We start from the raw sequence: 26,256 nt of genomic DNA, 5'->3' as shown, positions 1-26,256 counted from the left end.
CAGGCCCGAGCCTGTTAGAATCGCGTCCTTTTTCAAGACACTCATTGAATCCCTATGCGTGATCCAGCCCCTTCTGACACACAAAAGAAGCGCGTCATTGTCGGCATGTCCGGCGGCGTGGACTCTTCCGTTTCCGCCCTCCTGCTGATCGAGCAGGGCTATGAGGTGGAAGGCCTGTTCATGAAGAACTGGGAAGAAGACGACGGAACCGAATACTGCACCGCCATGGACGACCTGGCGGACGCCCAGGCCGTGTGCGACAAGATTGGCATCAAGCTGCACACCGCCAACTTCGCCGCCGAGTACTGGGACAACGTGTTCGAGCACTTCCTGGCCGAATACAAGGCCGGTCGCACGCCGAACCCGGACATCCTGTGCAACCGCGAGATCAAGTTCAAGGCGTTCCTCGACTACGCCATGATGCTCGGCGCCGACCTGATCGCCACCGGCCACTATGTGCGCCGCCGCGACATCGACGGCCGCACCGAACTGCTCAAGGGCCTGGACCCGAACAAGGACCAGAGCTACTTCCTGCACGCCGTTGGCGGCGAACAGATCGCCAAGACCCTGTTCCCGGTCGGCGAACTGGAAAAACCCCAGGTTCGCGCCATTGCCGAAAAATACGAGCTGGCGACCGCGAAAAAGAAGGATTCCACCGGCATTTGCTTTATCGGTGAACGCCGCTTCAGCGACTTCCTCAAGCAATACCTGCCGGCGCAACCGGGCGAGATCAAGACCACCGAAGGTGAAATCATCGGCCGCCACCATGGCCTGATGTACCACACCATCGGCCAACGCCAGGGCCTGGGCATCGGCGGCCTGAAAGACGCCAGCGACGAGCCGTGGTACGTGTTGATCAAGGACCTGGAACACAACGAACTGATCGTTGGCCAGGGTAACGATCACCCGTGGCTGTTCTCCCGCGCCCTGCTCGCTTCGGATATCTATTGGGTCAACCCGATCGACCTGAGCCAGCCACGCAGGCTGACCGCCAAGGTTCGTTATCGCCAGGGCGACCAGCCCTGCACCCTGGAGAAAACCGCTACCGGCTATCGCGCGACCTTCGACGACCCGCAACGCGCGGTCACTCCCGGTCAATCCGTGGTGTTCTACGACGGCGAGATCTGCCTCGGCGGCGGCGTGATCGAAGTGGCGGAACCCTGGACCAGCAAGGGCCAGGCCCAATGAGCCCGACCCAGGAGCAACTGACGGCGCTGGGCGGCGTATTCCTCGCCGCCGTACTGGTCGACAAGATCGCCAAGACCGGCCAGACCAACGAGGCCGGCCTGACCTGCATGCTCGGCAGCCTGCTGATTCGCGACCCCAAGGACACCCTGGAAGTCTACGGCGGCGACGATATCAACCTGCGCGAAGGCTATCGCGCCTTGATCGGCGCCCTCGAACGCGACCCGAGCGCCCTGCAGCGCGAACCGCTGCGCTATGCCTTGGCCATGCTGGGCCTGGAGCGTCAGCTGGCCAAGCGTGAGGACATGCTGGAGGTCATCGGCAAACGCCTGCCGCAGATCCAGTCCCAGGTCGAGCACTTCGGCCCGGCCCACGAAAACGTGATCGCCGCGTGCGGCGCGCTGTATCAGGACACCTTGAGCACCCTGCGCCAACGCATCCAGGTGCACGGCGACATGCGCAACCTGCAGCAACCGAGCAACGCCTCGAAAATTCGTGCCCTGCTGCTGGCCGGTATCCGATCGGCACGCCTGTGGCGGCAATTGGGCGGTCATCGCTGGCAGCTGGTGATCAGCCGCCGCAAATTGCTGAAAGAGCTTTACCCATTGATGCGTAACGAATAACCCGCATCGACAGCACAGAACTTAGCAATACGCGTAATACGCCGGTCAGTTGGCGACGGACCGGCGGATTTTTTCATGTATGATACGCGCCCCATTTCGTTGCCCGACTGTCCGAGAACACCCCATGCAGCTCTCTTCGCTCACTGCGGTTTCCCCTGTTGACGGCCGCTACGCCGGCAAAACCCAGGCCCTGCGCCCAATTTTCAGCGAGTACGGCCTGATCCGTGCCCGCGTCCTGGTTGAAGTGCGCTGGCTCCAGCGCCTGGCCGCTCACCCCGCCATCAGCGAAGTGCCGGCGTTCTCCGCCGAAGCCAACGCGGTATTGAACACCCTGGCGGAAAACTTCTCCCTGGAGCACGCCGAGCGTGTCAAAGAGATCGAGCGCACCACCAACCACGACGTAAAAGCCATCGAATACCTGCTTAAAGAGCAGGCGGCCAAGCTGCCGGAACTGGCCAAGGTCAGCGAATTCATCCACTTCGCCTGCACCAGCGAGGACATCAACAACCTGTCCCACGCCCTGATGCTGCGTGAAGGCCGTGATGACGTGATGCTGCCGCTGATGCGCCAGACCGCCAACGCCATCCGCGAACTGGCCATCCGCTTCGCCGACGTGCCGATGCTGTCGCGCACCCACGGCCAACCGGCTTCGCCGACCACCCTGGGCAAAGAGCTGGCAAACGTGGTTTACCGCCTGGAGCGCCAGATCGCCCAGGTCGCTGCCGTTCCACTGCTGGGCAAGATCAACGGTGCTGTCGGCAACTACAACGCTCACCTGTCGGCCTACCCTGAGATCGACTGGGAAGCCAATGCCCGCGCCTTCATCGAAGACGAGCTGGGCCTGGGCTTCAACCCGTACACCACGCAGATCGAACCGCACGACTACATCGCCGAGCTGTTCGACGCGATCGCGCGCTTCAACACCATCCTGATCGACTTCGACCGTGATATCTGGGGCTACATCTCCCTGGGTTATTTCAAACAGCGCACCATCGCTGGCGAAATCGGTTCGTCGACCATGCCGCACAAGGTCAACCCGATCGACTTCGAAAACTCCGAAGGCAACCTGGGTATCGCCAACGCACTGTTCCAGCACCTGGCGAGCAAGCTGCCGATCTCCCGCTGGCAGCGCGACCTGACCGACTCCACCGTACTGCGCAACCTCGGTGTCGGCTTCGCCCACAGCGTGATCGCGTACGAAGCCAGCCTCAAGGGCATCAGCAAGCTGGAGCTCAACGAGCAGAAGATTGCCGCTGACCTGGACGCCTGCTGGGAAGTGTTGGCCGAGCCAATCCAGACCGTCATGCGTCGCTACAACATCGAAAACCCGTACGAAAAGCTGAAAGAATTGACCCGCGGCAAGGGCATCAGCCCTGAAGCGCTGCAAACTTTCATCGACGGCCTGGACATGCCAGCCGCCGCCAAGGCCGAGCTGAAACTGCTCACCCCGGCGAACTACATCGGCAACGCTGTAGCGCAAGCCAAACGCATCTGATCGACCGCTAGACCCTTTTAAGACGCCCGGCCGCGCCGGGCGTTTTTATTCCCGTATGAAAAGTGCTTTTTTTCAATAGGTTACACATGAATCCTGACATTCCTCTTCAACTTCTGGGCGGCATCACGGCACGCGAGTTCCTGCGCGACTACTGGCAGAAAAAACCGCTGTTGATCCGTCAGGCGATTCCCGATTTCGAAAGCCCGATCGATGCCGACGAACTGGCCGGCCTGGCGCTGGAAGAAGAAGTCGAATCGCGCCTGATCATCGAGAACGGCGAGCGCCCATGGGAATTGCGTCGCGGCCCGTTTGCCGAAGACGAGTTCAGCAAATTGCCGGAGCGCGAGTGGACCCTGCTGGTGCAGGCCGTCGACCAGTTCGTGCCGGAAGTCAGCGAGTTGCTGGAGCACTTTCGCTTCCTGCCGAGCTGGCGCATCGACGACGTGATGATCAGCTTCGCCGCCCCCGGTGGCAGCGTCGGTCCGCACTTCGACAACTACGACGTGTTCCTGTTGCAAGGCCACGGCAAGCGCAACTGGAAAATCGGCCAGATGTGCGACTCCGAAAGCCCGCTGCTGCAACACGCGGACCTGCGCATCCTCGCCGACTTCGAAGCCACCGATGAATGGGTTCTGGAACCGGGCGACATGCTCTACCTGCCGCCGCGCCTGGCCCACTGCGGCGTAGCCGTCGACGACTGCCTGACCTACTCCGTCGGTTTCCGCGCGCCGAGCGCCGCTGAAGTGCTGACCCACTTCACCGACTTCCTCAGCCAGTTCCTGCCGGACGAAGAGCGCTACACCGACGCCGACGCCCTGCCTGCGGCCGATCCGCACCAGATCCAGCACGACGCCCTCGATCGCCTGAAAAGCCTGCTGGCCGAGCACATGAGCGACGAGCGCCTGCTGCTGACCTGGTTCGGCCAGTTCATGACCGAGCCACGCTATCCGGAACTGGTGGTCGGCCCTGAAGACCTCGAGGAAGACGACGTTCTTGGCGCACTGGAGCAAGGTGCGGTACTGATCCGCAACCCGAGCGCACGCCTGGCCTGGTCGGAAGTCGATGACGACCTGCTGCTGTTCGCCAGCGGCCAGAGCCGTTACCTGCCGGGCAAACTGCGCGAACTGCTGAAGATGATCTGCGCCGCCGACGCGCTGCACGTCGACAACCTGGGCGACTGGTTGACCGACGAAGACGGCCGCGGCCTGCTGTGCGAACTGGTCAAGCAAGGAAGCCTGGGGTTTGCCGATGAATAAGATTCACGTACGTGTCGCAGACTGGCAGAAAGACAACGCCGAGATCCGGCGCATTCGTGAAGCAGTGTTCGTTGCCGAGCAATCCGTTCCACCCGAGCTGGAATGGGATGCCGATGATGTAACGGCCGTGCACTTCCTGGCCCTCGAAGGCGACTTTCCGGTGGGCACCGCCCGCCTGTTGCCTGACGGCCACGTTGGCCGGGTGTCGGTCCTCAAGGACTGGCGCGGCCTGAAAGTCGGCGATGCCCTGATGCACGCGGTGATCGGTGAGGCCGAAGAGCGCGGGCTGAAGCAGCAGATGCTCAGCGCCCAGGTGCAAGCCACGGCGTTCTATGAGCGTTTGGGCTTCCACATGGTCAGTGAGGAGTTCCTGGAAGCAGGGATTCCGCATGTGGACATGGTCCGCCATTCGGCTTGATACCCTGCCACTGATCGTTCCCACGCTCCGCGTGGGAATGCCTCTCGGGACGCTCTGCGTCCCATTGCGGCAAGTGACGCGGAGCGTCACAGGCTGCATTCCCACGCAGAGCGTGGGAACGATCACAAAACGCCCCGCCATTTTCGGATTCCGGGGCGTTTTGCTGTCTAGGATTCAACTTGCCCCCTCCCGGGCCGACAAAGTGGCAACATCACGTCTTTGATTGCGGAGATAACGGATATGTCCCTACGCACCCTGCTCACCACACTGCTGGTGACCTGCAGTTTTTCGCTCATGGCAGCCACCGAAATCGTGCCGCTGAACTACCACTCCAGCGCCGACATGTTGCCGGTGGCGCAGGATTTCATCGGCAAGGAAGGCCAGGTCAGCGCCTACGGCAATCAACTCATCGTCAACGCCGATCAGCGCAAGATCGACGAACTTAAAGCCTTGTTGAGCCAACTCGATACCGCGCCCAAACGCCTGCTGATCACCGTCGACACCAACGAAAACAACGTCCAGGGCGATCAGGGTTACTCGGTGAACGGCACCAGGCCGAGCCAGACCCGCATCATCAGCCACAGCACCGCCAGCCGCGAAGGTGGCATCCAGCAAGTCCAGGCCACCGACGGCATGCCGGCACTGATCCAGGTCGGCCAGAGCGTTCCGCTGACCAGCACCCAGGTCGACTCCTACGGCGACCTGCGCAGCCAGACCGAATACCGCAACGTGACCCAGGGCTTCTACGTCACCGCCAACGTCACCGGCGAGATCGTTCACCTGTCGATCAGTACCAACCGTGACCGCATGAGCCAGGAACGTCCCGATGTAGTGAACGTGCAAAGCACCGACACAACCGTCACCGGCCGCCTGGGCGAATGGATCCTGCTGGCCGGGGTGAATCGCCAGACCCAGGCCGACAAACAGGGCGTGGCCCGCAGCTACGGGACCCAGGGACGCGATGACATGACCCTGCGGGTGAAAGTCGATACTTTGGACTGAGACATCAAAAACTGACTGACAAGTCGTATTAGACCAAAGATGTAGTGCTTGAAAAAAAGCACTACAAAACGTTTGACGAGCCAAAAAAGCGAAGGCATGATGGCCTCGCTCCCGCTAATCAGGGGCCCTGGCAAGGGCCTTCGAGGCGATGTTCGCACCTACCCCGCGAACCGCTTCGTGTCTGTACCGCCCACAAGGTGTGTTTGACGAGGTTGCCGACTGGAACGAAGTTGTCCCGAGGGACGGAAGCGTAATTAGGTAACCCGGCACCACACTGATGTTCGTACCAAGGCCCACGACGCCTGAATGCGCCCGCAGTTCGCCTTTACCTGCTCACTTCCCCTCGAGCCCATCGCTCATCCCGTCGCCATCCCCGCCGAATCCGACTTGACCGCCTAAGCTTCTGGTCAGCGAGCGCAGGAATTTTCCACCGCAGAACAACTTTTCATAAAGACGCGACGAGGTTTATCTCCCATGGCACTGACACGCGAACAGCAAATTGCAGCCCTCGAAAAAGACTGGGCTGAAAACCCGCGCTGGAAAGGCGTGACACGCACTTACTCCGCTGCTGACGTCGTCCGCCTGCGTGGCTCGGTTCAACCTGAGCACACTTTTGCAAAAATGGGCGCCGAGAAGCTGTGGAACCTGGTTACCCAGGGTGCCAAGCCAGCCTTCCGTCCTGAGAAAGATTTCGTCAACTGCATGGGCGCCCTGACCGGCGGCCAGGCTGTACAACAAGTCAAAGCCGGTATCCAGGCGATCTACCTGTCGGGCTGGCAAGTGGCTGCGGACAACAACTCCGCCGAATCGATGTACCCGGACCAGTCGCTGTACCCGGTGGACTCGGTTCCAACCGTGGTCAAGCGCATCAACAACTCGTTCCGTCGTGCCGACCAGATCCAGTGGAAAGCCGGCAAGAACCCGGGCGACGCGGGCTACATCGACTACTTCGCGCCAATCGTGGCTGACGCCGAAGCCGGTTTCGGCGGCGTACTGAACGCCTACGAGCTGATGAAGAGCATGATCGAAGCAGGCGCCGCCGGCGTTCACTTCGAAGACCAACTGGCTTCCGTGAAAAAATGCGGCCACATGGGCGGCAAGGTACTGGTTCCTACCCAGGAAGCCGTACAGAAGCTGACTGCTGCCCGCCTGGCGGCTGACGTTGCCGGTACCCCGACCATCATCCTGGCCCGTACCGACGCCAACGCCGCCGACCTGCTGACTTCGGACTGCGACCCGTACGACCAGCCATTCGTGACTGGCGAACGTACCCAGGAAGGCTTCTACAAAGTGCGCGCCGGCCTGGACCAGGCGATCGCTCGCGGCCTGGCCTACGCGCCATACGCCGACCTGATCTGGTGCGAAACCGCCAAGCCGGACCTGGACGAGGCTCGTCGCTTCGCTGAAGCGATCAAGAAGGAATACCCGGACCAACTGCTGTCCTACAACTGCTCGCCTTCCTTCAACTGGAAGAAAAACCTGGACGACGCGACCATCGCCAAGTTCCAGCGCGAACTGTCCGCCATGGGCTACAAGCACCAGTTCATCACCCTGGCCGGCATTCACAACATGTGGCACAGCATGTTCAACCTGGCGCACGACTACGCCCGCAACGACATGACTGCCTACGTGAAGCTGCAGGAGCAGGAATTCGCTGACGCTGCCAAAGGCTACACCTTCGTGGCTCACCAGCAGGAAGTGGGCACCGGCTACTTCGACGACATGACCACCGTGATCCAGGGCGGCTCGTCGTCGGTAACCGCACTGACCGGTTCGACCGAAGAAGAACAGTTCCACTGATCTGCTTCGCTTGAGACATCAGCCGCCGCGGGCCCTATAGAAAGCTAACCGCAGCGCTGCACACCTGACGCCCCGACTGGTTCGGGGCGTTTTTTTGTCTGAAATCTCACCCCTCCTTGTAGGAGCTGGCTTGCCAGCGAAGAGGCCCGAAAGCCATGCATTGAATAAACGGACGCCTTCGCTGGCAAGCCAGCTCCTACAGGTTCCGCGCCACAATCACGATCACTGCGCGATCAAAATCATTGACCCAGAGCGCTATCGCTGGCAGGAAAATCCGTTAAAACACGCCCCACCCCTACTTGCAGTAACCCTTATATAAGACAACTTCCCAACGCCCTGAAGGATAAACAGTTTAAAAACCGCCACAAACAATATTGATTATCATTTAGCCAAAACAATGTTCGTTACATTCCCAACAAAACATATTTCCCGAAAAGCCGGCTAATGCCCGCAACGCAAGGGCTACGGCGCTTTTACCGCTCGCCATGTCCTTATTCCTATAAATAATTTCGCTATAGGAATTTTACTTGCTGGGTGTTTAGCCATAAAATCAGCGGGATTGATTGCTGCGACATATCGTCACTGCGTTGTTACCTTTTCAAGCTCAGAGACCTTTGCTCTCTGTTAAGGATTTCCAGCATGCCCGAAGCGACAGGACTCATGGCCCACAACTGGGGCTTTGCCATTTTCCTTCTAGGCGTCGTCGGCCTCTGTGCCTTCATGCTGGGCGTCTCCAGCCTCCTTGGGTCAAAAGCCTGGGGCCGCAGCAAAAACGAACCGTTCGAGTCCGGCATGCTACCTACAGGTGGCGCCCGCTTGCGGCTCTCAGCCAAATTCTATCTGGTCGCGATGCTCTTCGTGATCTTCGATATCGAAGCCCTCTTTCTCTTTGCCTGGTCTGTGTCCGTCCGCGAAAGCGGCTGGACCGGATTCGTCGAAGCTCTCGTTTTCATAGCAATTCTGTTGGCAGGTCTTGTCTACCTATTCCGAGTGGGCGCCCTTGACTGGGCTCCGGAAGCTCGGCGCAAGCGGCAAGCGAAGCTGAAACAATGAGGCTTTGGCAATGCAATACAATCTCACCAGGATCGACCCCGATGCTCCTAACGAGCAGTATCCGATTGGCCAACGGGAAACCGTTTCCGATCCGTTAGAAGATCAAGTCCACAAAAACATTTTCATGGGCAAGCTCGAAGACGTGCTTAACGGCACGATCAACTGGGGGCGCAAGAACTCCCTGTGGCCGTATAACTTCGGTCTTTCGTGCTGCTACGTGGAAATGACCACCGCCTTCACGGCGCCCCACGACATCGCGCGCTTTGGCGCCGAGGTTATCCGGGCGTCGCCGCGCCAGGCGGATTTCATGGTTATCGCCGGTACCTGCTTCATCAAGATGGCGCCGATCATCCAGCGTCTCTACGAGCAAATGCTCGAGCCTAAATGGGTCATCTCCATGGGTTCGTGCGCCAACTCCGGTGGCATGTACGACATCTACTCCGTCGTTCAAGGGGTGGACAAGTTCCTGCCCGTGGACGTCTACGTGCCTGGCTGCCCGCCCCGTCCTGAAGCTTTCCTGCAAGGCTTGATGCTGCTGCAGGAGTCGATTGGACAGGAGCGTCGTCCGCTTTCCTGGGTCGTTGGCGATCAAGGCGTATATCGCGCCGAGATGCCTTCCGAAAAGGACAAGCGCCGCGAACAGCGAATCGCAGTCACCAATCTGCGCAGCCCCGACGAAGTCTGATCCAGATCTGCTTCTTTAATAGAACGAGACACTGGCTTCATTCTTTACGTTGACCGAAAGCGATTAAATAACCATGACTACAGGCAGTGCTCTGTACATCCCGCCTTACAAGGCAGACGACCAGGATGTGGTCGTCGAACTGAACAACCGTTTTGGCCCGGAGGCGTTCACCGCCCAGCCTACCCGCACCGGCATGCCGGTGCTTTGGGTTGCCCGCGCCAAACTCGTCGAAGTCCTGACTTTCCTGCGCAACCTGCCCAAGCCGTACGTCATGCTCTATGACCTGCATGGCGTGGACGAGCGTCTGCGCACCAAGCGTCAAGGGCTGCCGAACGGCGTCGACTTCTCCGTGTTCTATCACCTGATGTCGATCGAACGTAATAGTGACGTAATGATCAAGGTCGCCTTGTCCGAGAGCGACCTCAGCCTGCCGACCGTCACCAGCATCTGGCCGAACGCCAACTGGTACGAGCGTGAAGTCTGGGACATGTACGGCATCGACTTCAAAGGTCACCCGCACCTGTCGCGCATCATGATGCCGCCGACCTGGGAAGGTCACCCGCTGCGCAAGGACTTCCCGGCCCGTGCCACCGAATTCGATCCGTTCAGCCTGACCCTGGCCAAGCAACAGCTCGAGGAAGAAGCCGCGCGCTTCAAGCCTGAAGACTGGGGCATGAAGCGTTCCGGCCCGAACGAGGACTACATGTTCCTCAACCTGGGTCCCAACCACCCTTCGGCGCACGGTGCGTTCCGCATCATCCTGCAGCTGGACGGTGAAGAGATCGTCGATTGCGTTCCGGACATCGGCTACCACCACCGTGGCGCCGAGAAGATGGCCGAGCGTCAGTCCTGGCACAGTTTCATCCCGTACACCGACCGTATTGACTACCTCGGCGGCGTGATGAACAACCTGCCGTACGTGCTCTCGGTCGAGAAGCTGGCCGGCATCAAGGTGCCGGAGAAGGTCGACGTCATCCGCATCATGATGGCCGAGTTCTTCCGGATCACCAGCCACCTGCTGTTCCTGGGTACCTATATCCAGGACGTCGGCGCCATGACCCCGGTGTTCTTCACCTTTACCGACCGCCAGCGTGCCTACACGGTGATCGAAGCCATTACCGGCTTCCGCCTGCACCCGGCCTGGTACCGCATCGGTGGCGTCGCCCACGACCTGCCGCGCGGCTGGGAAAAACTGGTCAAGGACTTCGTCGAGTGGATGCCCAAGCGTCTGGACGAATACCAGAAAGCCGCCCTGGACAACAGCATCCTGCGTGGCCGCACCATCGGCGTCGCCGACTACAACACCAAGCAAGCCCTGGAATGGGGGGTCACCGGTGCCGGCCTGCGTTCCACCGGTTGCGACTTCGACCTGCGTAAAGCACGTCCATACTCCGGCTACGAGAACTTCGAATTCGAAGTACCCCTGGCGGCCAATGGCGATGCCTACGACCGTTGCATCGTGCGCGTGGAAGAAATGCGCCAGAGCATCAAGATCATCGACCAGTGCCTGCGCAACATGCCGGAAGGCCCGTACAAGGCGGATCACCCGCTGACTACCCCGCCACCGAAAGAGCGCACGCTGCAGCACATCGAAACCTTGATCACGCACTTCCTGCAAGTTTCGTGGGGCCCGGTCATGCCGGCCAACGAATCCTTCCAGATGATCGAAGCGACCAAGGGCATCAACAGTTATTACCTGACGAGCGATGGCGGCACCATGAGCTACCGCACCCGGATTCGTACCCCAAGCTTCCCGCACCTGCAGCAGATCCCTTCGGTGATCAAAGGCAGCATGGTCGCGGACTTGATCGCGTACCTGGGTAGTATCGATTTCGTTATGGCCGACGTGGACCGCTAAGCATGAACAGCACGCTTATCCAGACAGACCGTTTCACCTTGAGTGAAACCGAGCGCTCGGCCATCGAGCACGAGCTGCATCACTACGAAGATCCGCGCGCGGCGTCGATCGAAGCCCTGAAGATCGTCCAGAAGGAACGTGGCTGGGTGCCGGACGGCGCCCTGTACGCCATCGGCGAGATCCTCGGCATCCCGGCCAGCGACGTTGAAGGCGTGGCGACGTTCTACAGCCAGATCTTCCGTCAGCCAGTGGGCCGTCACATCATTCGCGTCTGCGACAGCATGGTCTGCTACATCGGCGGCCACGAGTCGGTGGTCAGCGAAATCCAGAGCAAACTCGGCATCGGCCTGGGTCAGACCACCACCGACGGTCGTTTCACCCTGCTGCCGGTCTGCTGCCTCGGCAACTGCGACAAGGCGCCGGCGTTGATGATCGACGACGACACTTTCGGTGATGTGCAGCCAGCAGGCGTTGCCAAATTGCTCGAGGGCTACGTATGACCCTGACTTCCTTCGGCCCGGCCAACCGCATCAAGCGTTCGGCCGAGACTCACCCGCTCACCTGGCGTCTGCGTGACGACGGCGAAGCCGTATGGCTCGACGAGTACCAGGCCAAGAACGGTTACGCCGCTGCGCGCAAGGCCTTCGCCGACATGGCCCAGGACGATATCGTCCAGACCGTGAAAGACTCCGGCCTCAAGGGTCGCGGCGGTGCAGGCTTCCCCACTGGCGTGAAGTGGGGCCTGATGCCAAAAGACGAATCCATCAACATCCGCTACCTGCTGTGCAACGCGGATGAAATGGAGCCCAACACCTGGAAAGACCGCATGCTGATGGAGCAACTGCCCCATCTGCTGATCGAAGGCATGCTGATCAGTGCCCGCGCATTGAAAACCTACCGTGGCTACATCTTCCTGCGTGGCGAGTACACCACCGCCGCCAAGCACCTCAACCGTGCCGTGGAAGAAGCCAAGGCAGCTGGCCTGCTGGGTAAAAACATCCTGGGCAGCGGCTTCGATTTCGAGCTGTTCGTCCACACCGGCGCCGGGCGTTACATCTGCGGTGAAGAAACCGCACTGATCAACTCCCTCGAAGGCCGCCGTGCCAACCCGCGCTCCAAGCCGCCCTTCCCGGCCGCCGTTGGCGTGTGGGGCAAGCCGACCTGCGTGAACAACGTTGAAACCCTGTGCAACGTGCCGGCAATCATTGCCGACGGCGTGGACTGGTACAAATCGTTGGCTCGCGAAGGCAGCGAAGACATGGGCACCAAGCTCATGGGCTTCTCCGGCAAGGTCAAGAACCCTGGCCTGTGGGAACTGCCATTCGGCGTCACCGCTCGCGAGCTGTTCGAAGACTACGCCGGCGGCATGCGCGATGGTTACAAGCTCAAGGCCTGGCAGCCTGGCGGCGCCGGTACCGGCTTCCTGTTGCCGGAACACCTGGACGCACAAATGTACGCCGGCGGCATCGCCAAGGTGGGCACCCGTATGGGTACCGGCCTGGCCATGGCGGTGGACGACAGCGTCAACATGGTGTCCCTGCTGCGCAACATGGAGCAGTTCTTCGCCCGCGAATCCTGCGGCTTCTGCACCCCTTGCCGCGATGGCCTGCCATGGAGCGTCAAGCTGCTGATGGCCATCGAGAACGGTGAAGGGCAAGCCGGCGACATCGAGACCCTGCTGGGTCTGGTCGGCTTCCTCGGCCCAGGCAAGACCTTCTGTGCTCACGCACCGGGTGCCGTGGAGCCGTTGGGCAGCGCCATCAAATACTTCCGCCACGAGTTCGAAGCCGGCATCGCGCCTACCCGCGCCGCCGTCCCGCCTCTGGCCAGGCCGATCGTAGTCGGCGCGTAAACGCTTAAACAAGGCGAAGGGTCCGTGCCCTTCGCTTTTCGTGCGATGACGCCTTTACCGGCTGTGTTGATTCGCGCGGATAACAAGATTCCATTAGCCACGCCCGCTGACACCGGGCCAACGAAGAACTTTGAACCATGGCCACTATCCACGTAGACGGCAAAGCGCTCGAAGTCGACGGGGCAGACAACCTGTTACAGGCATGTCTGTCGCTAGGCCTCGATATTCCTTACTTCTGCTGGCACCCAGCCCTTGGCAGCGTTGGCGCTTGCCGCCAGTGCGCGGTCAAGCAGTACACCGACGAGAACGACACCCGTGGTCGTATCGTCATGTCCTGCATGACCCCTGCCACCGACAACACCTGGATCTCCATCGACGATGAAGAATCCAAGGCGTTCCGCGCCAGTGTTGTCGAATGGCTGATGACCAACCACCCTCACGACTGCCCGGTCTGTGAGGAAGGCGGTCACTGCCACCTGCAAGACATGACGGTAATGACCGGCCACAACGAGCGCCGTTACCGCTTCACCAAGCGTACCCACCAGAACCAGCAACTGGGCCCGTTCATTTCCCACGAAATGAACCGCTGCATCGCTTGCTACCGCTGCGTGCGCTTCTATAAAGACTACGCTGGCGGCACCGACCTCGGCGTGTTCGGCGCCCACGACAACGTGTACTTCGGTCGCGTTGAAGACGGCGTGCTGGAAAGCGAGTTCTCCGGCAACCTCACCGAGGTCTGCCCGACCGGCGTGTTCACCGACAAGACTCACTCCGAGCGCTACAACCGTAAGTGGGACATGCAGTTCTCGCCGAGCATCTGCCATGGCTGCTCCAGCGGTTGCAACATCTCCCCGGGCGAGCGCTACGGTGAACTGCGTCGTATCGAAAACCGTTACAACGGTTCGGTGAACCAGTACTTCCTGTGCGACCGTGGTCGTTTCGGCTATGGCTATGTCAACCGCACCGACCGTCCACGTCAGCCGCTGTTGGCCAACGGCGCCAAGCTGAGCCTCGACGAAGCACTGGATAAAGCCGCCGACCTGCTGCGCGGTCGCAACATCGTCGGTATCGGTTCGCCTCGCGCCAGCCTCGAAAGCAACTACGCGTTGCGCGAACTGGTCGGTGCCGAGCACTTCTACTCCGGTATCGAGGCCGCCGAGCTGGAACGCATCCGTCTGGTGTTGCAGGTGCTCAAAGACAGCCCGCTGCCTGTGCCGAACATGCGCGACATCGAAGACCACGACGCCATCTTCGTCCTCGGTGAAGACCTGACCCAGACCGCCGCCCGTGTGGCGCTGTCCCTGCGTCAATCGGTCAAGGGCAAGGCCGAAGACATGGCCGACGCCATGCGCGTCCAGCCTTGGCTCGACGCCGCGGTGAAGAACATCGGCCAGCACGCGCTGAACCCACTGTTTATCGCCAGCCTGGCTGAAACCAAGCTCGACGACATCGCTGAAGAGTGCGTGCACGCAGCGCCTGACGACCTGGCCCGCATCGGTTTCGCCGTGGCTCACGCCCTCGACGCCAGCGCTCCTGCCGTTGAAGGCCTGGACGCCGAAGCCCTCGAGCTGGCCAAGCGCATCGCCGACGCCCTGCTCGCGGCCAAGCGCCCGCTGATCATCGCCGGTACCTCCCTGGGTTCCAAAGCGCTGATCGAGGCTGCCGCCAACATCGCCAAAGCCCTGAAGCTGCGCGAGAAGAACGGTTCCATCAGCCTGATCGTGCCAGAGGCCAACAGCCTCGGCCTGGCCATGCTCGGTGGCGAATCGGTCGACGCCGCGCTGCAAGCCGTGATCGACGGTAAGGCCGACGCCATCGTCGTGCTGGAAAACGACCTGTACACCCGTACCGACAAAGTGAAGGTCGATGCTGCCCTGACCGCCGCCAAAGTGCTGATCGTGGCGGATCACCAGAAGACCGCCACCAGCGATCGCGCGCACCTGGTCCTGCCAGCTGCCAGCTTCGCTGAAGGCGACGGTACCCTGGTCAGCCAGGAAGGCCGCGCCCAGCGCTTCTTCCAGGTGTTCGATCCGAAGTACATGGATGCCAGCATCCTGGTTCACGAAGGCTGGCGCTGGCTGCATGCCCTGCGTGCGACCCTGCTGAACCAGCCGATCGACTGGACCCAACTGGACCACGTCACCGCCGCCGTCGCTTCAAGCACGCCGCAACTGAACCGCATCGTCGATGCCGCACCGTCCGCCGCGTTCCGCATCAAGGGCATGAAACTGGCCCGTGAACCGCTGCGTTACTCCGGTCGTACCGCCATGCGCGCCGACATCAGCGTGCACGAACCGCGTACCCCGCAGGACAAGGACACCGCGTTCGCCTTCTCCATGGAAGGCTACTCGGGTTCGGCCGAACCGCGTCAGCAAGTGCCATTCGCCTGGTCTCCGGGCTGGAACTCGCCGCAAGCCTGGAACAAGTTCCAGGACGAAGTCGGTGGTCACATCCGCGCTGGCGACCCGGGCACCCGCCTGATCGAAAGCACCGGTGATTCGCTGAACTGGTTCGCCGCTGTTCCGCGTGCGTTCAACCCGGCCCCGGGCACCTGGCAGGTCGTGCCGTTCTTCCACCTGTTCGGCAGCGAAGAGAACTCTTCGAAAGCCGCGCCGGTCCAGGAACGCATCCCGGCCGCCTACGTCGCCCTGGCCAAGTCCGAAGCCGACCGCCTGGGTGTCAACGACGGCGCCATGCTGAGCTTGAACGTGGCTGGCCAGACCCTGCGTCTGCCTCTGCGCATCAACGAAGAGCTGGGCGCTGGCCTGGTGGCCTTGCCTGCGGGCATCGCCGGCATTCCGCCAGCAATCTTTGGCAAATCCGTTGACGGTCTGCAGGAGGCAGCGCAATGACCTTGTTCACTCCTGAAGTGATCGACATCATCATCGCGGTCCTCAAGGCCGTGGTGATCCTGCTCGCCGTGGTGGTCTGCGGCGCCCTGCTCAGCTGGGTCGAGCGTCGTCTGCTCGCCCTCTGGCAGGACCGTTACGGTCCGAACCGCGTGGGTCCGTTCGGCGCGTTCCAGATCGCCGCCGACATGATCAAGATGTTCTTCAAGGAAGACTGGACGCCTCCATTCGCCGACAAGATGATCTTCACCCTGGCACCGGTAGTCGCCATGAGCGCCCTGCTGATTGCCTTCGCGATCATCCCGATCACCCCGACCTGGGGCGTGGCGGACATCAACATCGGCATCCTGTTCTTCTTCGCCATGGCCGGCCTGTCGGTCTATGCGGTGCTGTTCGCCGGCTGGTCGAGCAACAACAAGTTCGCCCTGCTGGGCAGCTTGCGGGCCTCGGCACAGACCGTGTCGTACGAAGTGTTCATGGGCCTGTCGCTGATGGGCATCGTGATCCAGGTGGGCTCGTTCAACATGCGCGACATCGTTGAATACCAAGCGCAGAACATGTGGTTCATCATTCCGCAGATCTTCGGTTTCCTGACCTTCTTCATCGCTGGCGTGGCCGTGACTCACCGTCACCCGTTCGACCAGCCGGAAGCGGAACAGGAACTGGCCGACGGTTACCACATTGAATACGCCGGCATGAAATGGGGCATGTTCTTCGTTGGCGAGTACATCGGCATCGTGTTGATTTCGGCACTGCTGGTGACCTTGTTCTTCGGTGGCTGGCACGGTCCGTTCAACATCCTGCCGCAGATCCCGTTCATCTGGTTCGCACTGAAAACCGGTTTCTTCATCATGATGTTCATCCTGTTGCGCGCCTCTATTCCGCGCCCACGGTATGACCAGGTGATGGATTTCAGCTGGAAGTTCTGCCTGCCGCTGACCCTCGTCAACATGCTGGTGACCGCTGCGATCGTGTTGCTCAACACGCCCGCCGTCGCGGCTCAGTGAGGATAGAGAATCATGAAGTACATATTTGACATCGTGCATGGCTTCTACACCCAGCTTCGCAGCCTGGTGATGATTTTCGGCCACGCCTTCCGCAAGCGCGACACGCTGCAGTACCCGGAAGAACCGGTCTACCTGCCGCCGCGCTACCGTGGCCGTATCGTCCTGACCCGCGACCCCGACGGCGAAGAGCGTTGCGTAGCCTGCAACCTGTGCGCCGTGGCGTGCCCGGTCGGTTGCATCTCGCTGCAGAAAGCTGAAACCGAAGACGGTCGCTGGTACCCGGACTTCTTCCGCATCAACTTCTCGCGCTGCATCTTCTGCGGCCTCTGCGAGGAAGCCTGCCCGACCACCGCGATCCAGCTCACGCCGGATTTCGAAATGGCCGAGTTCAAACGTCAGGACCTGGTTTACGAGAAAGAAGATCTGCTGATCTCCGGCCCCGGCAAAAACCCTGATTACAACTTCTATCGTGTTGCAGGTATGGCGATTGCCGGTAAGCCGAAAGGCTCCGCGCAGAATGAAGCCGAACCGATCAACGTGAAGAGCTTGCTGCCTTAAGGAAGAAAGATGGAATTCGCTTTCTATTTCGCATCGGGTATCGCTGTGGTGTCCACGCTTCGCGTGATCACCAACACCAACCCTGTGCACGCCCTGCTCTACCTGATCATTTCGCTGATCGCCGTGGCGATGACGTTCTTCGCCCTTGGCGCGCCGTTCGCCGGTGTCCTGGAAGTGATCGCCTACGCTGGCGCCATCATGGTGCTGTTCGTGTTCGTGGTGATGATGCTGAACCTGGGGCCCGCCTCGGTTCAGCAAGAGCGCGTCTGGCTCAAGCCCGGTATCTGGGGCGGCCCGGTCGCCCTGGCGGCACTGCTGCTGGTGGAACTGCTGTATGTGCTGTTCTCCCACCAGACCGGTGAAGCCGTCGGCCACACCACCGTAGACGCCAAGGCCGTGGGCATCAGCCTGTTCGGTCCGTACCTGCTGGTGGTCGAACTCGCCTCGATGCTGCTGCTCGCCGCAGCCGTCACGGCGTTCCACTTGGGCCGCAACGAAGCCAAGGAGCAATGACGATGCCTGCTATCCCCATGGAGCATGGTCTGGCGGTCGCCGGCATCCTGTTCTGCCTCGGTCTGGTCGGCCTGATGGTCCGCCGCAACATTCTTTTCGTGCTGATGAGCCTGGAGGTCATGATGAATGCCTCCGCGTTGGCGTTCATCGTTGCCGGTAGCCGCTGGGCGCAGCCGGATGGACAGATCATGTTCATCCTGGTGATCAGCCTGGCAGCCGCCGAGGCCAGTATTGGCCTGGCGATCCTGCTGCAACTGTATCGCCGCTTCCACACGCTCGATATCGACGCTGCCAGTGAGATGCGCGGATGAATTTTCTCTATCTGACTTTCGTATTCCCTCTCATTGGTTTCCTGCTGCTGTCGTTCTCCCGTGGACGCCTCTCGGAAAACCTCTCGGCGCTGATCGGCGTCGGTTCCGTCGGCCTGTCTGCCATCGTCACCGCTTATGTGATCTGGCAGTTCAACGTCGCGCCACCAGAAGGCGGCCACTACACCCAGGTGTTGTGGCAGTGGATGGCGGTGGAAGGCTTCACGCCGAACTTCGCCCTGTACCTGGATGGTCTGTCCCTGACCATGCTCGGTGTGGTGGTCGGCGTGGGTTTCCTGATCCACCTGTTCGCGTCCTGGTACATGCGCGGTGAAGCCGGTTACTCGCGTTTCTTCGCCTACACCAACCTGTTTATCGCCAGCATGCTGTTCCTGGTGCTGGGCGATAACCTGTTGTTCCTGTACTTCGGTTGGGAAGGCGTGGGCCTGTGCTCGTACCTGTTGATCGGTTTCTACTACAGCAACCGCAACAACGGTAACGCCGCGCTCAAGGCCTTCATCGTGACCCGTATCGGCGACGTGTTCATGGCCATCGGCCTGTTCATCCTGTTCGCCCAACTGGGTACGCTGAACGTCCAGGAACTGCTGGTGCTGGCACCGCAGAAATTCCAGGCCGGCGACTTCTGGATGGTCATGGCCACCCTGATGCTGCTGGGCGGCGCTGTCGGTAAATCCGCGCAACTGCCGCTGCAAACCTGGCTGGCGGATGCGATGGCCGGTCCTACCCCGGTTTCGGCACTGATCCACGCCGCAACCATGGTGACCGCGGGCGTCTACCTGATCGCCCGTACCCACGGCCTGTTCACCCTGGCGCCGGAAATCCTGCACCTGGTAGGCATCGTTGGTGGCGTGACCCTGGTACTGGCCGGTTTCGCCGCGCTGGTGCAGACGGACATCAAGCGTATCCTCGCCTACTCGACCATGAGCCAGATCGGCTACATGTTCCTGGCCCTGGGCGTTGGCGCCTGGGACGGCGCGATCTTCCACCTGATGACCCACGCCTTCTTCAAGGCCCTGTTGTTCCTTGCTTCCGGTGCGGTGATCGTTGCCTGCCACCACGAGCAGGACATCTTCAAGATGGGCGGCCTGTGGAAGAAACTGCCCCTGGCCTACGCCAGCTTCATCGTCGGCGGCGCGGCCCTGGCGGCCCTGCCACTGGTGACCGCAGGCTTCTACTCCAAGGACGAAATCCTCTGGGAAGCGTTTGCCAGCGGCCACGAAGGTCTGCTGTATGCCGGCCTGGTCGGTGCGTTCATGACGTCGCTGTACACCTTCCGCCTGATCTTCATCGCGTTCCACGGTGAAGCGAAGACCGAAGCCCACGCCGGTCACGGCATCGCTCACTGGCTGCCACTGTCGGTGCTGATCGTGCTGTCGACCTTCGTCGGCGCCATGATCGTTCCACCGCTGCACGGCGTACTGCCAGAAAGCGTCGGCCATGCCGGCGGCGAAGCCAAGCACAGCCTGGAAATCGCTTCGGGCGCCATCGCCCTGGCCGGTATCCTGCTGTCGGCACTGCTGTTCCTCGGCAAGCGTCGCTTCGTCACCGCCATCGCCAACAGCGGCATCGGCCGCTTCCTGTCGGCCTGGTGGTTCGCTGCCTGGGGCTTCGACTGGATCTACGACAAACTGTTCGTCAAGCCTTACCTGGCGATCAGCCACATCCTGCGCAAAGACCCGCTCGACCAGACCATCGGTCTGATCCCGCGCATGGCCAAAGGCGGTCACACCGCCCTGAGCCGTACCGAGACCGGTCAACTGCGTTGGTATGCCGCCTCGATGGCTGCTGGTGCCGTGCTGGTAATCGGCGCCGTCGTGCTGGTAGCGGTCTGATATGAACCTTGCGAACTTGCGAAAGGAATTGAGCCCGTCATGATTCTGCCTTGGCTAATCCTGATCCCCTTCATCGGCGGCCTGCTGTGCTGGCTGGGTGAGCGCTTCGGCGCCACCCTCCCCCGCTGGATTGCGCTGATCACCATGTCCCTGTTGCTCGCCCTCGGCCTCTGGCTGTGGGCCCACGGCGACTATTCGTTTGCACCAAAACCTGGCGCCGACCCTACCTGGGTGCTTGAGTTCAAGCACATCTGGATCCAGCGCTTCGGCATCAGCGTGCACCTGGCCCTCGACGGCCTGTCGCTGCTGATGATCATGCTGACCGGCCTGCTGGGTGTGCTCTCGGTCCTCTGCTCATGGAAAGAGATCCAGCGTCACGTTGGCTTCTTCCACCTGAACCTGATGTGGATCCTGGGCGGTGTCGTCGGCGTGTTCCTGGCCCTCGACCTGTTCATGTTCTTCTTCTTCTGGGAAATGATGCTGGTGCCGATGTACTTCCTCATCGCGCTCTGGGGTCACAGCTCTTCGGACGGCAAGAAAACCCGGATCTACGCGGCGACCAAGTTCTTCATCTTCACCCAGGCATCCGGCCTGATCATGCTGGTGGCGATCCTGGGCCTGGTACTGGTGAACTTCAACGACACCGGCGTGATTACCTTCAACTACGCCGACCTGTTGAAGACCAAGATGTCGACGACTACCGAGTACATCCTGATGCTCGGCTTCTTCATCGCCTTCGCGGTGAAACTGCCAGTCGTACCGTTCCACTCCTGGTTGCCTGACGCTCACGCCCAGGCACCGACCGCAGGTTCCGTGGACCTGGCCGGTATCTTGCTCAAAACTGCTGCGTACGGCCTGCTGCGTTTCGCCCTGCCGCTGTTCCCGAATGCCTCGGCCGAGTTCGCGCCGTTCGCCATGACCCTGGGTCTGATCGGGATCTTCTACGGTGCGTTCCTGGCGTTCGCGCAAACCGACATCAAGCGTCTGATCGCCTTCTCGTCCGTTTCCCACATGGGCTTCGTCCTGATCGGCATCTACTCCGGCAGCCAACTGGCGCTGCAAGGCGCAGTGATGCAGATGCTGGCGCACGGTCTGTCGGCCGCGGCACTCTTTATCCTGAGTGGCCAGCTGTACGAACGCACCCACACCCGCGACATGCGTGAAATGGGTGGCCTGTGGTCGAAGATCGCCTACCTGCCAGCCCTCAGCCTGTTCTTCGCAGCAGCGTCCCTGGGCCTGCCGGGTACCGGTAACTTCGTCGGTGAGTTCCTGATCCTGATCGGCACCTTCCCGATCGCTCCATGGGTCACCATCATCGCGACGTCCGGCCTGGTGTTCGGTTCGGTCTACTCGCTGATCATGATCCACCGTGCGTACTTCGGCCCGGCCAAGTCGGACGCGGTAATGCATGGCATGGACGGTCGCGAAATGATCATGGTGGTCGGCCTGGCAGCGCTGCTGATCTACATCGGCGTCTACCCGCAACCGTTCCTCGATACCTCTGCCGCTACGATGCATGGCGTGCAGCAATGGCTCGGCACCGCCTTCACTCAACTCGCTTCGGCCCGGTAAGAGCGCTATGGAATTTACACTTCAACACTTTATTGCGCTGGGGCCGCTGTTGATCACCAGTGCCACGATCATCGTGGTCATGCTGGCGATCGCCTGGCGGCGCAACCACTCCCAGACCTTCCTGCTGTCCGTGGCGGGTCTGAACCTGGCGTTGCTGTCGATCCTGCCGGCCCTGAAAGTCGCGCCACTGGCGGTGACTCCACTGCTGCAGATCGACACCTTCGCCTGCCTGTACATGGCGCTGATCCTGGTCGCCACCCTGGCCTGTGTGACCCTCGCCCACGCCTACCTCGGCGATGGCGGTTCGGGTTACCCGGGCAACCGTGAAGAACTGTACCTGCTGATCCTGATGGCCGCCGCCGGTGGCCTGGTACTGGTCAGCGCGCAACACCTGGCCGGCTTGTTCATTGGTCTGGAGCTGCTGTCGGTACCGGTCTACGGCCTGGTGGCCTACGCCTTCTTCAACAAGCGTTCGCTGGAAGCCGGCATCAAGTACATGGTGCTGTCGGCGGCCGGTTCCGCGTTCCTGTTGTTCGGCATGGCGCTGCTGTATGCCGACTCCGGCTCCCTGAGCTTCGTCGGCATCGGCCAGGCCCTGGCGGCCACCGGCCTGCCAAGCTCGCTGGCGCAACTGGGCCTGGGCATGATGCTGATCGGCCTGGCGTTCAAGCTGTCGCTGGTACCTTTCCACCTCTGGACCCCGGACGTCTACGAAGGTGCTCCGGCACCGGTGGCAGCGTTCCTGGCGACCGCTTCCAAAGTTGCCGTGTTCGCGGTGATGGTGCGTCTGTTCCAGATTTCGCCAGCGGCGAGCAGCGGTGTGCTGAGCGACGTGCTGACCATCATCGCCATCGCGTCGATCCTGTTCGGTAACCTGCTGGCGCTGACCCAGAGCAACCTCAAGCGTCTGCTGGGTTACTCGTCCATCGCCCACTTCGGCTACCTGCTGATCGCCCTGGTGGCGAGCAAGGGCCTGGCCGTGGAAGCCATCGGCGTGTACCTGGTCACCTACGTGATCACCAGCCTCGGCGCCTTCGGCGTGATCACCCTGATGTCCTCGCCGTACAACGGCCGTGACGCAGACGCCCTGTACGAATACCGCGGCCTGTTCTGGCGCCGTCCGTACCTGACCGCCGTACTGACCGTGATGATGCTGTCCCTGGCCGGTATCCCGCTGACCGCGGGCTTCATCGGCAAGTTCTACATCATCGCCACCGGTGTCCAGTCGCAACAATGGTGGCTGGTCGGCTCCCTGGTACTGGGCAGCGCCATCGGCGTGTTCTACTACCTGCGCGTCATGGTCACCCTGTACCTGATCGAACCAAACCTGCGTCGCCACGATGCCCAGCTGCACTGGGAACAACGTGCAGGCGGCGTGATGCTGCTGGCCATCGCGGTACTGGCGTTCTTCCTCGGCCTGTATCCACAGCCGCTGTTGAACCTGGTACAGCAATCGGGTCTGGCGGGCTGATCGCTTAAGCTTCACTCGGTAGTAAACAGAAACGGCACCTTCGGGTGCCGTTTTTGCGTTTGGTGCTTCAATGACAACCTGGGCTATCGAGTTATCTGAATTCCAGTAACACGTATGCAATCGCTATCCCGGTTAGAGTGACGATCACACCCAGTACAAATATGACCAGGAGACGCTTCAGGTGAGGCGGAAAGTTCTCGATATCCTCTGAGGCCACTTTGCCATAGCGAATGTACTCTTTCGGCCACACCACCATGCCGGCAATTGTAGAGATCAGGACAAACCCGCCAAACCAGCCCTGGCTCCGCCACCCCGGCCCCCAAATGTAAATGAAGCGACTGTTTTTCAAGGATTCCATCATGGCATCCAGATGACGGTGGCCCAGGTACAAGCCGTAAACGATATTCAGAATGCCCACCAGAATTGGGCCGCCGGTGACAGTTAATGCAATCCACGGAGGCCAAGTGTCGATGCTGGTCATTGCTGTTTTACTTCAAAAATTTTCTCACCTACGTATTCGCCCACACTACCACCACCGTCTGTCCCTACCCATGTACCAACCCCTACCAACGCGGCATGGCAAACAACACCACCCAAAACATGCCGCTTCCCCAGTGCTAGGCAAACAGAACGACCAGCCCAAGGCAGGCCCACCCCGCCCGCTATCCCGCCCGCTGTGGATCCGACGAATTTCCCTCCTTCAGTAAATTTCACCTTCTCACAAGCTGCTCCAGAGTCACCAACACAAACTTCTTGAATAGCCAGCAACGAAGAAACTCCGCCAATTCCAATGCCGATGTAACCACCGGCGCTCATATACTTCGCCGCCCGACTGACCGCATTCACATGGGTCGCGTAACCCGGTATCTGCCCAGGCGCACCAGCCTTGTCCCAGTGGTGCACCAAGCTGCGACTGGAAATACCAAGAGCCGTCTTCAGCTTGGGATGATCGCCCAGTGTTGTCTGGCCACGTAATAGAGTGGAGTTCAGTAAATGCGCATCCAGTTGGGCGAGCAGGCGCGTGCGTTCGGCGAAGAACTGCGGCGATTTGAGGTGGCCGTGCTGGCGATAGCTGTCCTGATGCAGACGCTCAATGGCTTGCAGGGTGTCGCGCATTTGCGTCAGATGTTTTTCCATGACCGCCGCGCTGACACCAAGCCAGGTCGAGGTGTGGCCAGTAAAACTGGCGATTTCCGCTGCGTGGCGGAACATGAACTCCGCTTCCTCTGGTGTAAGAGGGTCGAGAGCCGCCTTGACCTGTTGCGCGGCCTGCATTAACTGGGCCTCCTGGTAGGTACAGGAGGTGTTATTCGGGTCGCTCAATACGATCAGCGAACCGGCTTTGTCATTGTCTGACGCGGGGTTGAGTGCCCGAAACTTGCTCATCACACCCGGGTCGGGCGTAGGGAAAAGTGCCGCCTCCAATGCTTCGCGGGTCATACTTTTTGGCACCACATAGAACCCTGGCTCTTGAGGATCTGCGCGCGTAAGTAACGTCGGTGCTGGAGGCGTCGCAGGGGCGAAACCGGAGTGACGCGGCGCTGCAGGTTGACTGGTTGCAGGATTGGAAGCCGGTTGCACGGCACCCCTGCCCGTTTGCGGTGCGGAGTTAGCGCTGCGATAGGTGGCCGTGACCACCGAGGGGATCAGTCGGGCTTTGCAGGGACAATCGCTATAGCTGTCCAGCGTGCCTGCCACGGCCTTGCCATGACTGATCATGTACGAAATCCCACCGACGATCTTGTAAGTCTTGCCGTCCTTGCCACAGGTGACGCGATCACCTTCGCGAGCATGGGCGATTCCGAACATCATGACGCCGGTATGACCATCCAGGACTTTGCCGCCACAAGTGGTCTTGTCATTCAGGCCAATGAAATGTCCTTCGTTCATTGATGTTCTACCTGATGGATGGAGGGCAGAAAATCCTCGGCCATCGCTACACCATCACGCCCCACCAACAAAAATCCGCCTTGCAAGGTGTTGATGATCTCGTCGCCATTGCAAAGACGGCTGCCGACCAGAGCCATATGGCTATTTCCTTGTCCCGCGCCCGTCACGATCTGTGCCGTACTCCCATCGGCGTACACGACGTAGTCGCCTTTCTGTGCCGCACGTACTTTCTGGCCGCTCTCTAATGTGAACGCCAAGGGAGCAGCTCCCTGCTTGATCACTCCGCCATCGCGGGTTTGACTGCCCTCGGTTGCGATTCGGTAAATGGCGTGAGCGCGATGAGCCTCCATGTATGCCTGCCCCTGGCGAACAACTGCCAGAGCTTCGTCGCAAAATTGCGCAAGTCGTTCCTCAGTGAACTGGGGGGCGTCAAGACTGCGGAGAAGTTCAGGAGAAACTTCGTTGGTATACAAAGGGTGCAGGGATGCGTTCATTTGCAACTTCCTTATCGTCATCGATTTGAATTGCCCTTCCTTCTCATCTCGGCAGAAGCGCTGAGCAGAGAGGATATTGGGCGACGACTAATAAGACGGTGGAACGCGTGCTGAAAGCAATCCAATGGCATAGCCAAATTAACGAATAGGAAATTTCGCAGCAACCAACAACCAATTTCCTACAGCGATAGTTTCAAAAAGTAACTTTTCGCTAAGTGGAAGAAAGTTACTTCGTGAAAGCCACAACAACTTGCAGAATTACCTACAGGTAAGACAGAATCCGCCGACTTGTGCGCTATGAGGCTTGGTTTTATCGTTTCCGTGCCGCTGACAAACAGCGGTCGGGCTTGGAAACCCGACGGGTAGACGACACTAAGGCACACTTCATAACGTACTCGTTCGCACAATGTGTGTTTCGTTATGGCAGCTGTGCGTGGGAGACCTTCCAGGTCTGCCGGGCTCGTTTACCCTGGTTTTCCAACCTGCGTACAGCTGCCACCCCTTCGCTTGGAAA

General features: G+C 60.4%; 23 protein-coding genes. 20 read left to right on the top strand and 3 right to left on the bottom strand.

The features are described from left to right. The first annotated feature begins 54 nt into the window (after nucleotides 1-54). From mnmA to nuoN, 20 genes are all read left to right on the top strand, one after another. A complete protein-coding gene (mnmA, locus tag HFK74_RS31070) occupies nucleotides 55-1,188 on the top strand; it encodes a tRNA 2-thiouridine(34) synthase MnmA (protein WP_008062013.1) in 1,134 nt (377 codons plus the stop codon). Further along, nucleotides 1,185-1,808, top strand: a complete 624-nt coding sequence (hflD, locus tag HFK74_RS31065; RefSeq protein ID WP_008062011.1) for a high frequency lysogenization protein HflD — start codon at nucleotides 1,185-1,187, stop codon at nucleotides 1,806-1,808. Before mnmA ends, hflD begins: the two co-directional genes overlap by 4 nt. A gap of 124 nt (nucleotides 1,809-1,932) precedes the next feature. Further along, nucleotides 1,933-3,303: an adenylosuccinate lyase gene (gene purB, locus HFK74_RS31060; RefSeq protein ID WP_007940861.1), complete on the top strand. Its 1,371-nt coding sequence runs from the start codon at nucleotides 1,933-1,935 to the stop codon at nucleotides 3,301-3,303. Nucleotides 3,304-3,389: 86 nt separating this feature from the next. Then, complete coding sequence (locus tag HFK74_RS31055; RefSeq protein WP_008062001.1) at nucleotides 3,390-4,559, top strand: cupin domain-containing protein; 1,170 nt, start codon at nucleotides 3,390-3,392, stop codon at nucleotides 4,557-4,559. Beyond that, nucleotides 4,552-4,977: a GNAT family N-acetyltransferase gene (locus HFK74_RS31050; protein WP_032831798.1), complete on the top strand. Its 426-nt coding sequence runs from the start codon at nucleotides 4,552-4,554 to the stop codon at nucleotides 4,975-4,977. The genes HFK74_RS31055 and HFK74_RS31050 overlap by 8 nt, the downstream gene beginning before the upstream one ends. Nucleotides 4,978-5,217: 240 nt before the next feature. Next, nucleotides 5,218-5,979 (top strand): secretin N-terminal domain-containing protein, encoded by a 762-nt coding sequence (locus HFK74_RS31045; RefSeq protein ID WP_180206864.1) that lies wholly within the window; start codon nucleotides 5,218-5,220, stop codon nucleotides 5,977-5,979. Nucleotides 5,980-6,453: 474 nt separating this feature from the next. Beyond that, nucleotides 6,454-7,779 carry an isocitrate lyase gene (gene aceA, locus HFK74_RS31040; protein WP_007970439.1) on the top strand — a complete coding sequence of 442 codons (1,326 nt, stop codon included), beginning with the start codon at nucleotides 6,454-6,456 and terminating at the stop codon, nucleotides 7,777-7,779. A gap of 639 nt (nucleotides 7,780-8,418) precedes the next feature. Then, a complete protein-coding gene (locus tag HFK74_RS31035) occupies nucleotides 8,419-8,832 on the top strand; it encodes an NADH-quinone oxidoreductase subunit A (RefSeq protein ID WP_003223812.1) in 414 nt (137 codons plus the stop codon). Between the two features lie 10 nt (nucleotides 8,833-8,842). Continuing rightward, entirely contained in the window at nucleotides 8,843-9,517 is a 675-nt protein-coding gene (locus HFK74_RS31030; RefSeq protein ID WP_008061991.1) for an NADH-quinone oxidoreductase subunit B family protein, read from the top strand. A gap of 73 nt (nucleotides 9,518-9,590) precedes the next feature. Next, entirely contained in the window at nucleotides 9,591-11,375 is a 1,785-nt protein-coding gene (gene nuoC, locus HFK74_RS31025; protein WP_096510122.1) for an NADH-quinone oxidoreductase subunit C/D, read from the top strand. Between the two features lie 2 nt (nucleotides 11,376-11,377). Continuing rightward, the gene (gene nuoE, locus HFK74_RS31020) at nucleotides 11,378-11,875 is read left to right on the top strand and encodes an NADH-quinone oxidoreductase subunit NuoE (protein ID WP_008053447.1); all 498 of its coding nucleotides are present in this window, start codon (nucleotides 11,378-11,380) and stop codon (nucleotides 11,873-11,875) included. Next, nucleotides 11,872-13,227 (top strand): NADH-quinone oxidoreductase subunit NuoF, encoded by a 1,356-nt coding sequence (gene nuoF, locus HFK74_RS31015; protein WP_020799543.1) that lies wholly within the window; start codon nucleotides 11,872-11,874, stop codon nucleotides 13,225-13,227. The genes nuoE and nuoF overlap by 4 nt, the downstream gene beginning before the upstream one ends. A gap of 137 nt (nucleotides 13,228-13,364) precedes the next feature. Beyond that, nucleotides 13,365-16,079 (top strand): NADH-quinone oxidoreductase subunit NuoG, encoded by a 2,715-nt coding sequence (gene nuoG, locus HFK74_RS31010; RefSeq protein WP_180206863.1) that lies wholly within the window; start codon nucleotides 13,365-13,367, stop codon nucleotides 16,077-16,079. Beyond that, entirely contained in the window at nucleotides 16,076-17,083 is a 1,008-nt protein-coding gene (nuoH, locus tag HFK74_RS31005; RefSeq protein WP_008061983.1) for an NADH-quinone oxidoreductase subunit NuoH, read from the top strand. Before nuoG ends, nuoH begins: the two co-directional genes overlap by 4 nt. A 9-nt stretch (nucleotides 17,084-17,092) precedes the next feature. Further along, a complete protein-coding gene (gene nuoI / locus HFK74_RS31000) occupies nucleotides 17,093-17,641 on the top strand; it encodes an NADH-quinone oxidoreductase subunit NuoI (RefSeq protein WP_032831797.1) in 549 nt (182 codons plus the stop codon). Between the two features lie 9 nt (nucleotides 17,642-17,650). After that, nucleotides 17,651-18,154 (top strand): NADH-quinone oxidoreductase subunit J, encoded by a 504-nt coding sequence (nuoJ, locus tag HFK74_RS30995; RefSeq protein ID WP_008061982.1) that lies wholly within the window; start codon nucleotides 17,651-17,653, stop codon nucleotides 18,152-18,154. A 2-nt stretch (nucleotides 18,155-18,156) separates the two neighbouring features. After that, nucleotides 18,157-18,465, top strand: coding sequence for an NADH-quinone oxidoreductase subunit NuoK (gene nuoK / locus HFK74_RS30990; RefSeq protein WP_007946416.1), 309 nt, complete (start codon nucleotides 18,157-18,159; stop codon nucleotides 18,463-18,465). After that, nucleotides 18,462-20,315, top strand: a complete 1,854-nt coding sequence (gene nuoL / locus HFK74_RS30985) for an NADH-quinone oxidoreductase subunit L (RefSeq protein ID WP_180206862.1) — start codon at nucleotides 18,462-18,464, stop codon at nucleotides 20,313-20,315. The genes nuoK and nuoL overlap by 4 nt, the downstream gene beginning before the upstream one ends. A gap of 39 nt (nucleotides 20,316-20,354) precedes the next feature. Beyond that, on the top strand, nucleotides 20,355-21,887 hold the full coding sequence (gene nuoM, locus HFK74_RS30980; RefSeq protein WP_180206861.1) for an NADH-quinone oxidoreductase subunit M: 1,533 nt from the start codon (nucleotides 20,355-20,357) through the stop codon (nucleotides 21,885-21,887). 7 nt (nucleotides 21,888-21,894) lie between these two features. Then, nucleotides 21,895-23,358, top strand: a complete 1,464-nt coding sequence (gene nuoN / locus HFK74_RS30975; protein ID WP_008061979.1) for an NADH-quinone oxidoreductase subunit NuoN — start codon at nucleotides 21,895-21,897, stop codon at nucleotides 23,356-23,358. A 91-nt stretch (nucleotides 23,359-23,449) separates the two neighbouring features. Here the strand turns inward: nuoN and HFK74_RS30970 are convergent, their stop codons facing one another. From HFK74_RS30970 to HFK74_RS30960, 3 genes are read right to left on the bottom strand one after another with little or no spacing between them, the layout of a single operon-like run. Continuing rightward, on the bottom strand, nucleotides 23,450-23,839 hold the full coding sequence (locus HFK74_RS30970) for a hypothetical protein (protein WP_179054561.1): 390 nt from the start codon (nucleotides 23,837-23,839) through the stop codon (nucleotides 23,450-23,452). After that, on the bottom strand, nucleotides 23,836-25,248 hold the full coding sequence (locus tag HFK74_RS30965) for a PAAR domain-containing protein (protein ID WP_180206860.1): 1,413 nt from the start codon (nucleotides 25,246-25,248) through the stop codon (nucleotides 23,836-23,838). Before HFK74_RS30965 ends, HFK74_RS30970 begins: the two co-directional genes overlap by 4 nt. Continuing rightward, entirely contained in the window at nucleotides 25,245-25,742 is a 498-nt protein-coding gene (locus tag HFK74_RS30960; protein ID WP_180206859.1) for a hypothetical protein, read from the bottom strand. Before HFK74_RS30960 ends, HFK74_RS30965 begins: the two co-directional genes overlap by 4 nt. Between the last annotated feature and the right edge of the window lie 514 nt (nucleotides 25,743-26,256).

The organism is Pseudomonas sp. SbOxS1 (genome assembly GCF_013416725.1).
In the GTDB taxonomy this organism is placed as follows: Bacteria; Pseudomonadota; Gammaproteobacteria; order Pseudomonadales; family Pseudomonadaceae; genus Aquipseudomonas.
The sequence above is the reverse complement of the archived record's forward strand: the minus strand, read 5'-3'. Positions and strand labels throughout refer to the sequence as shown.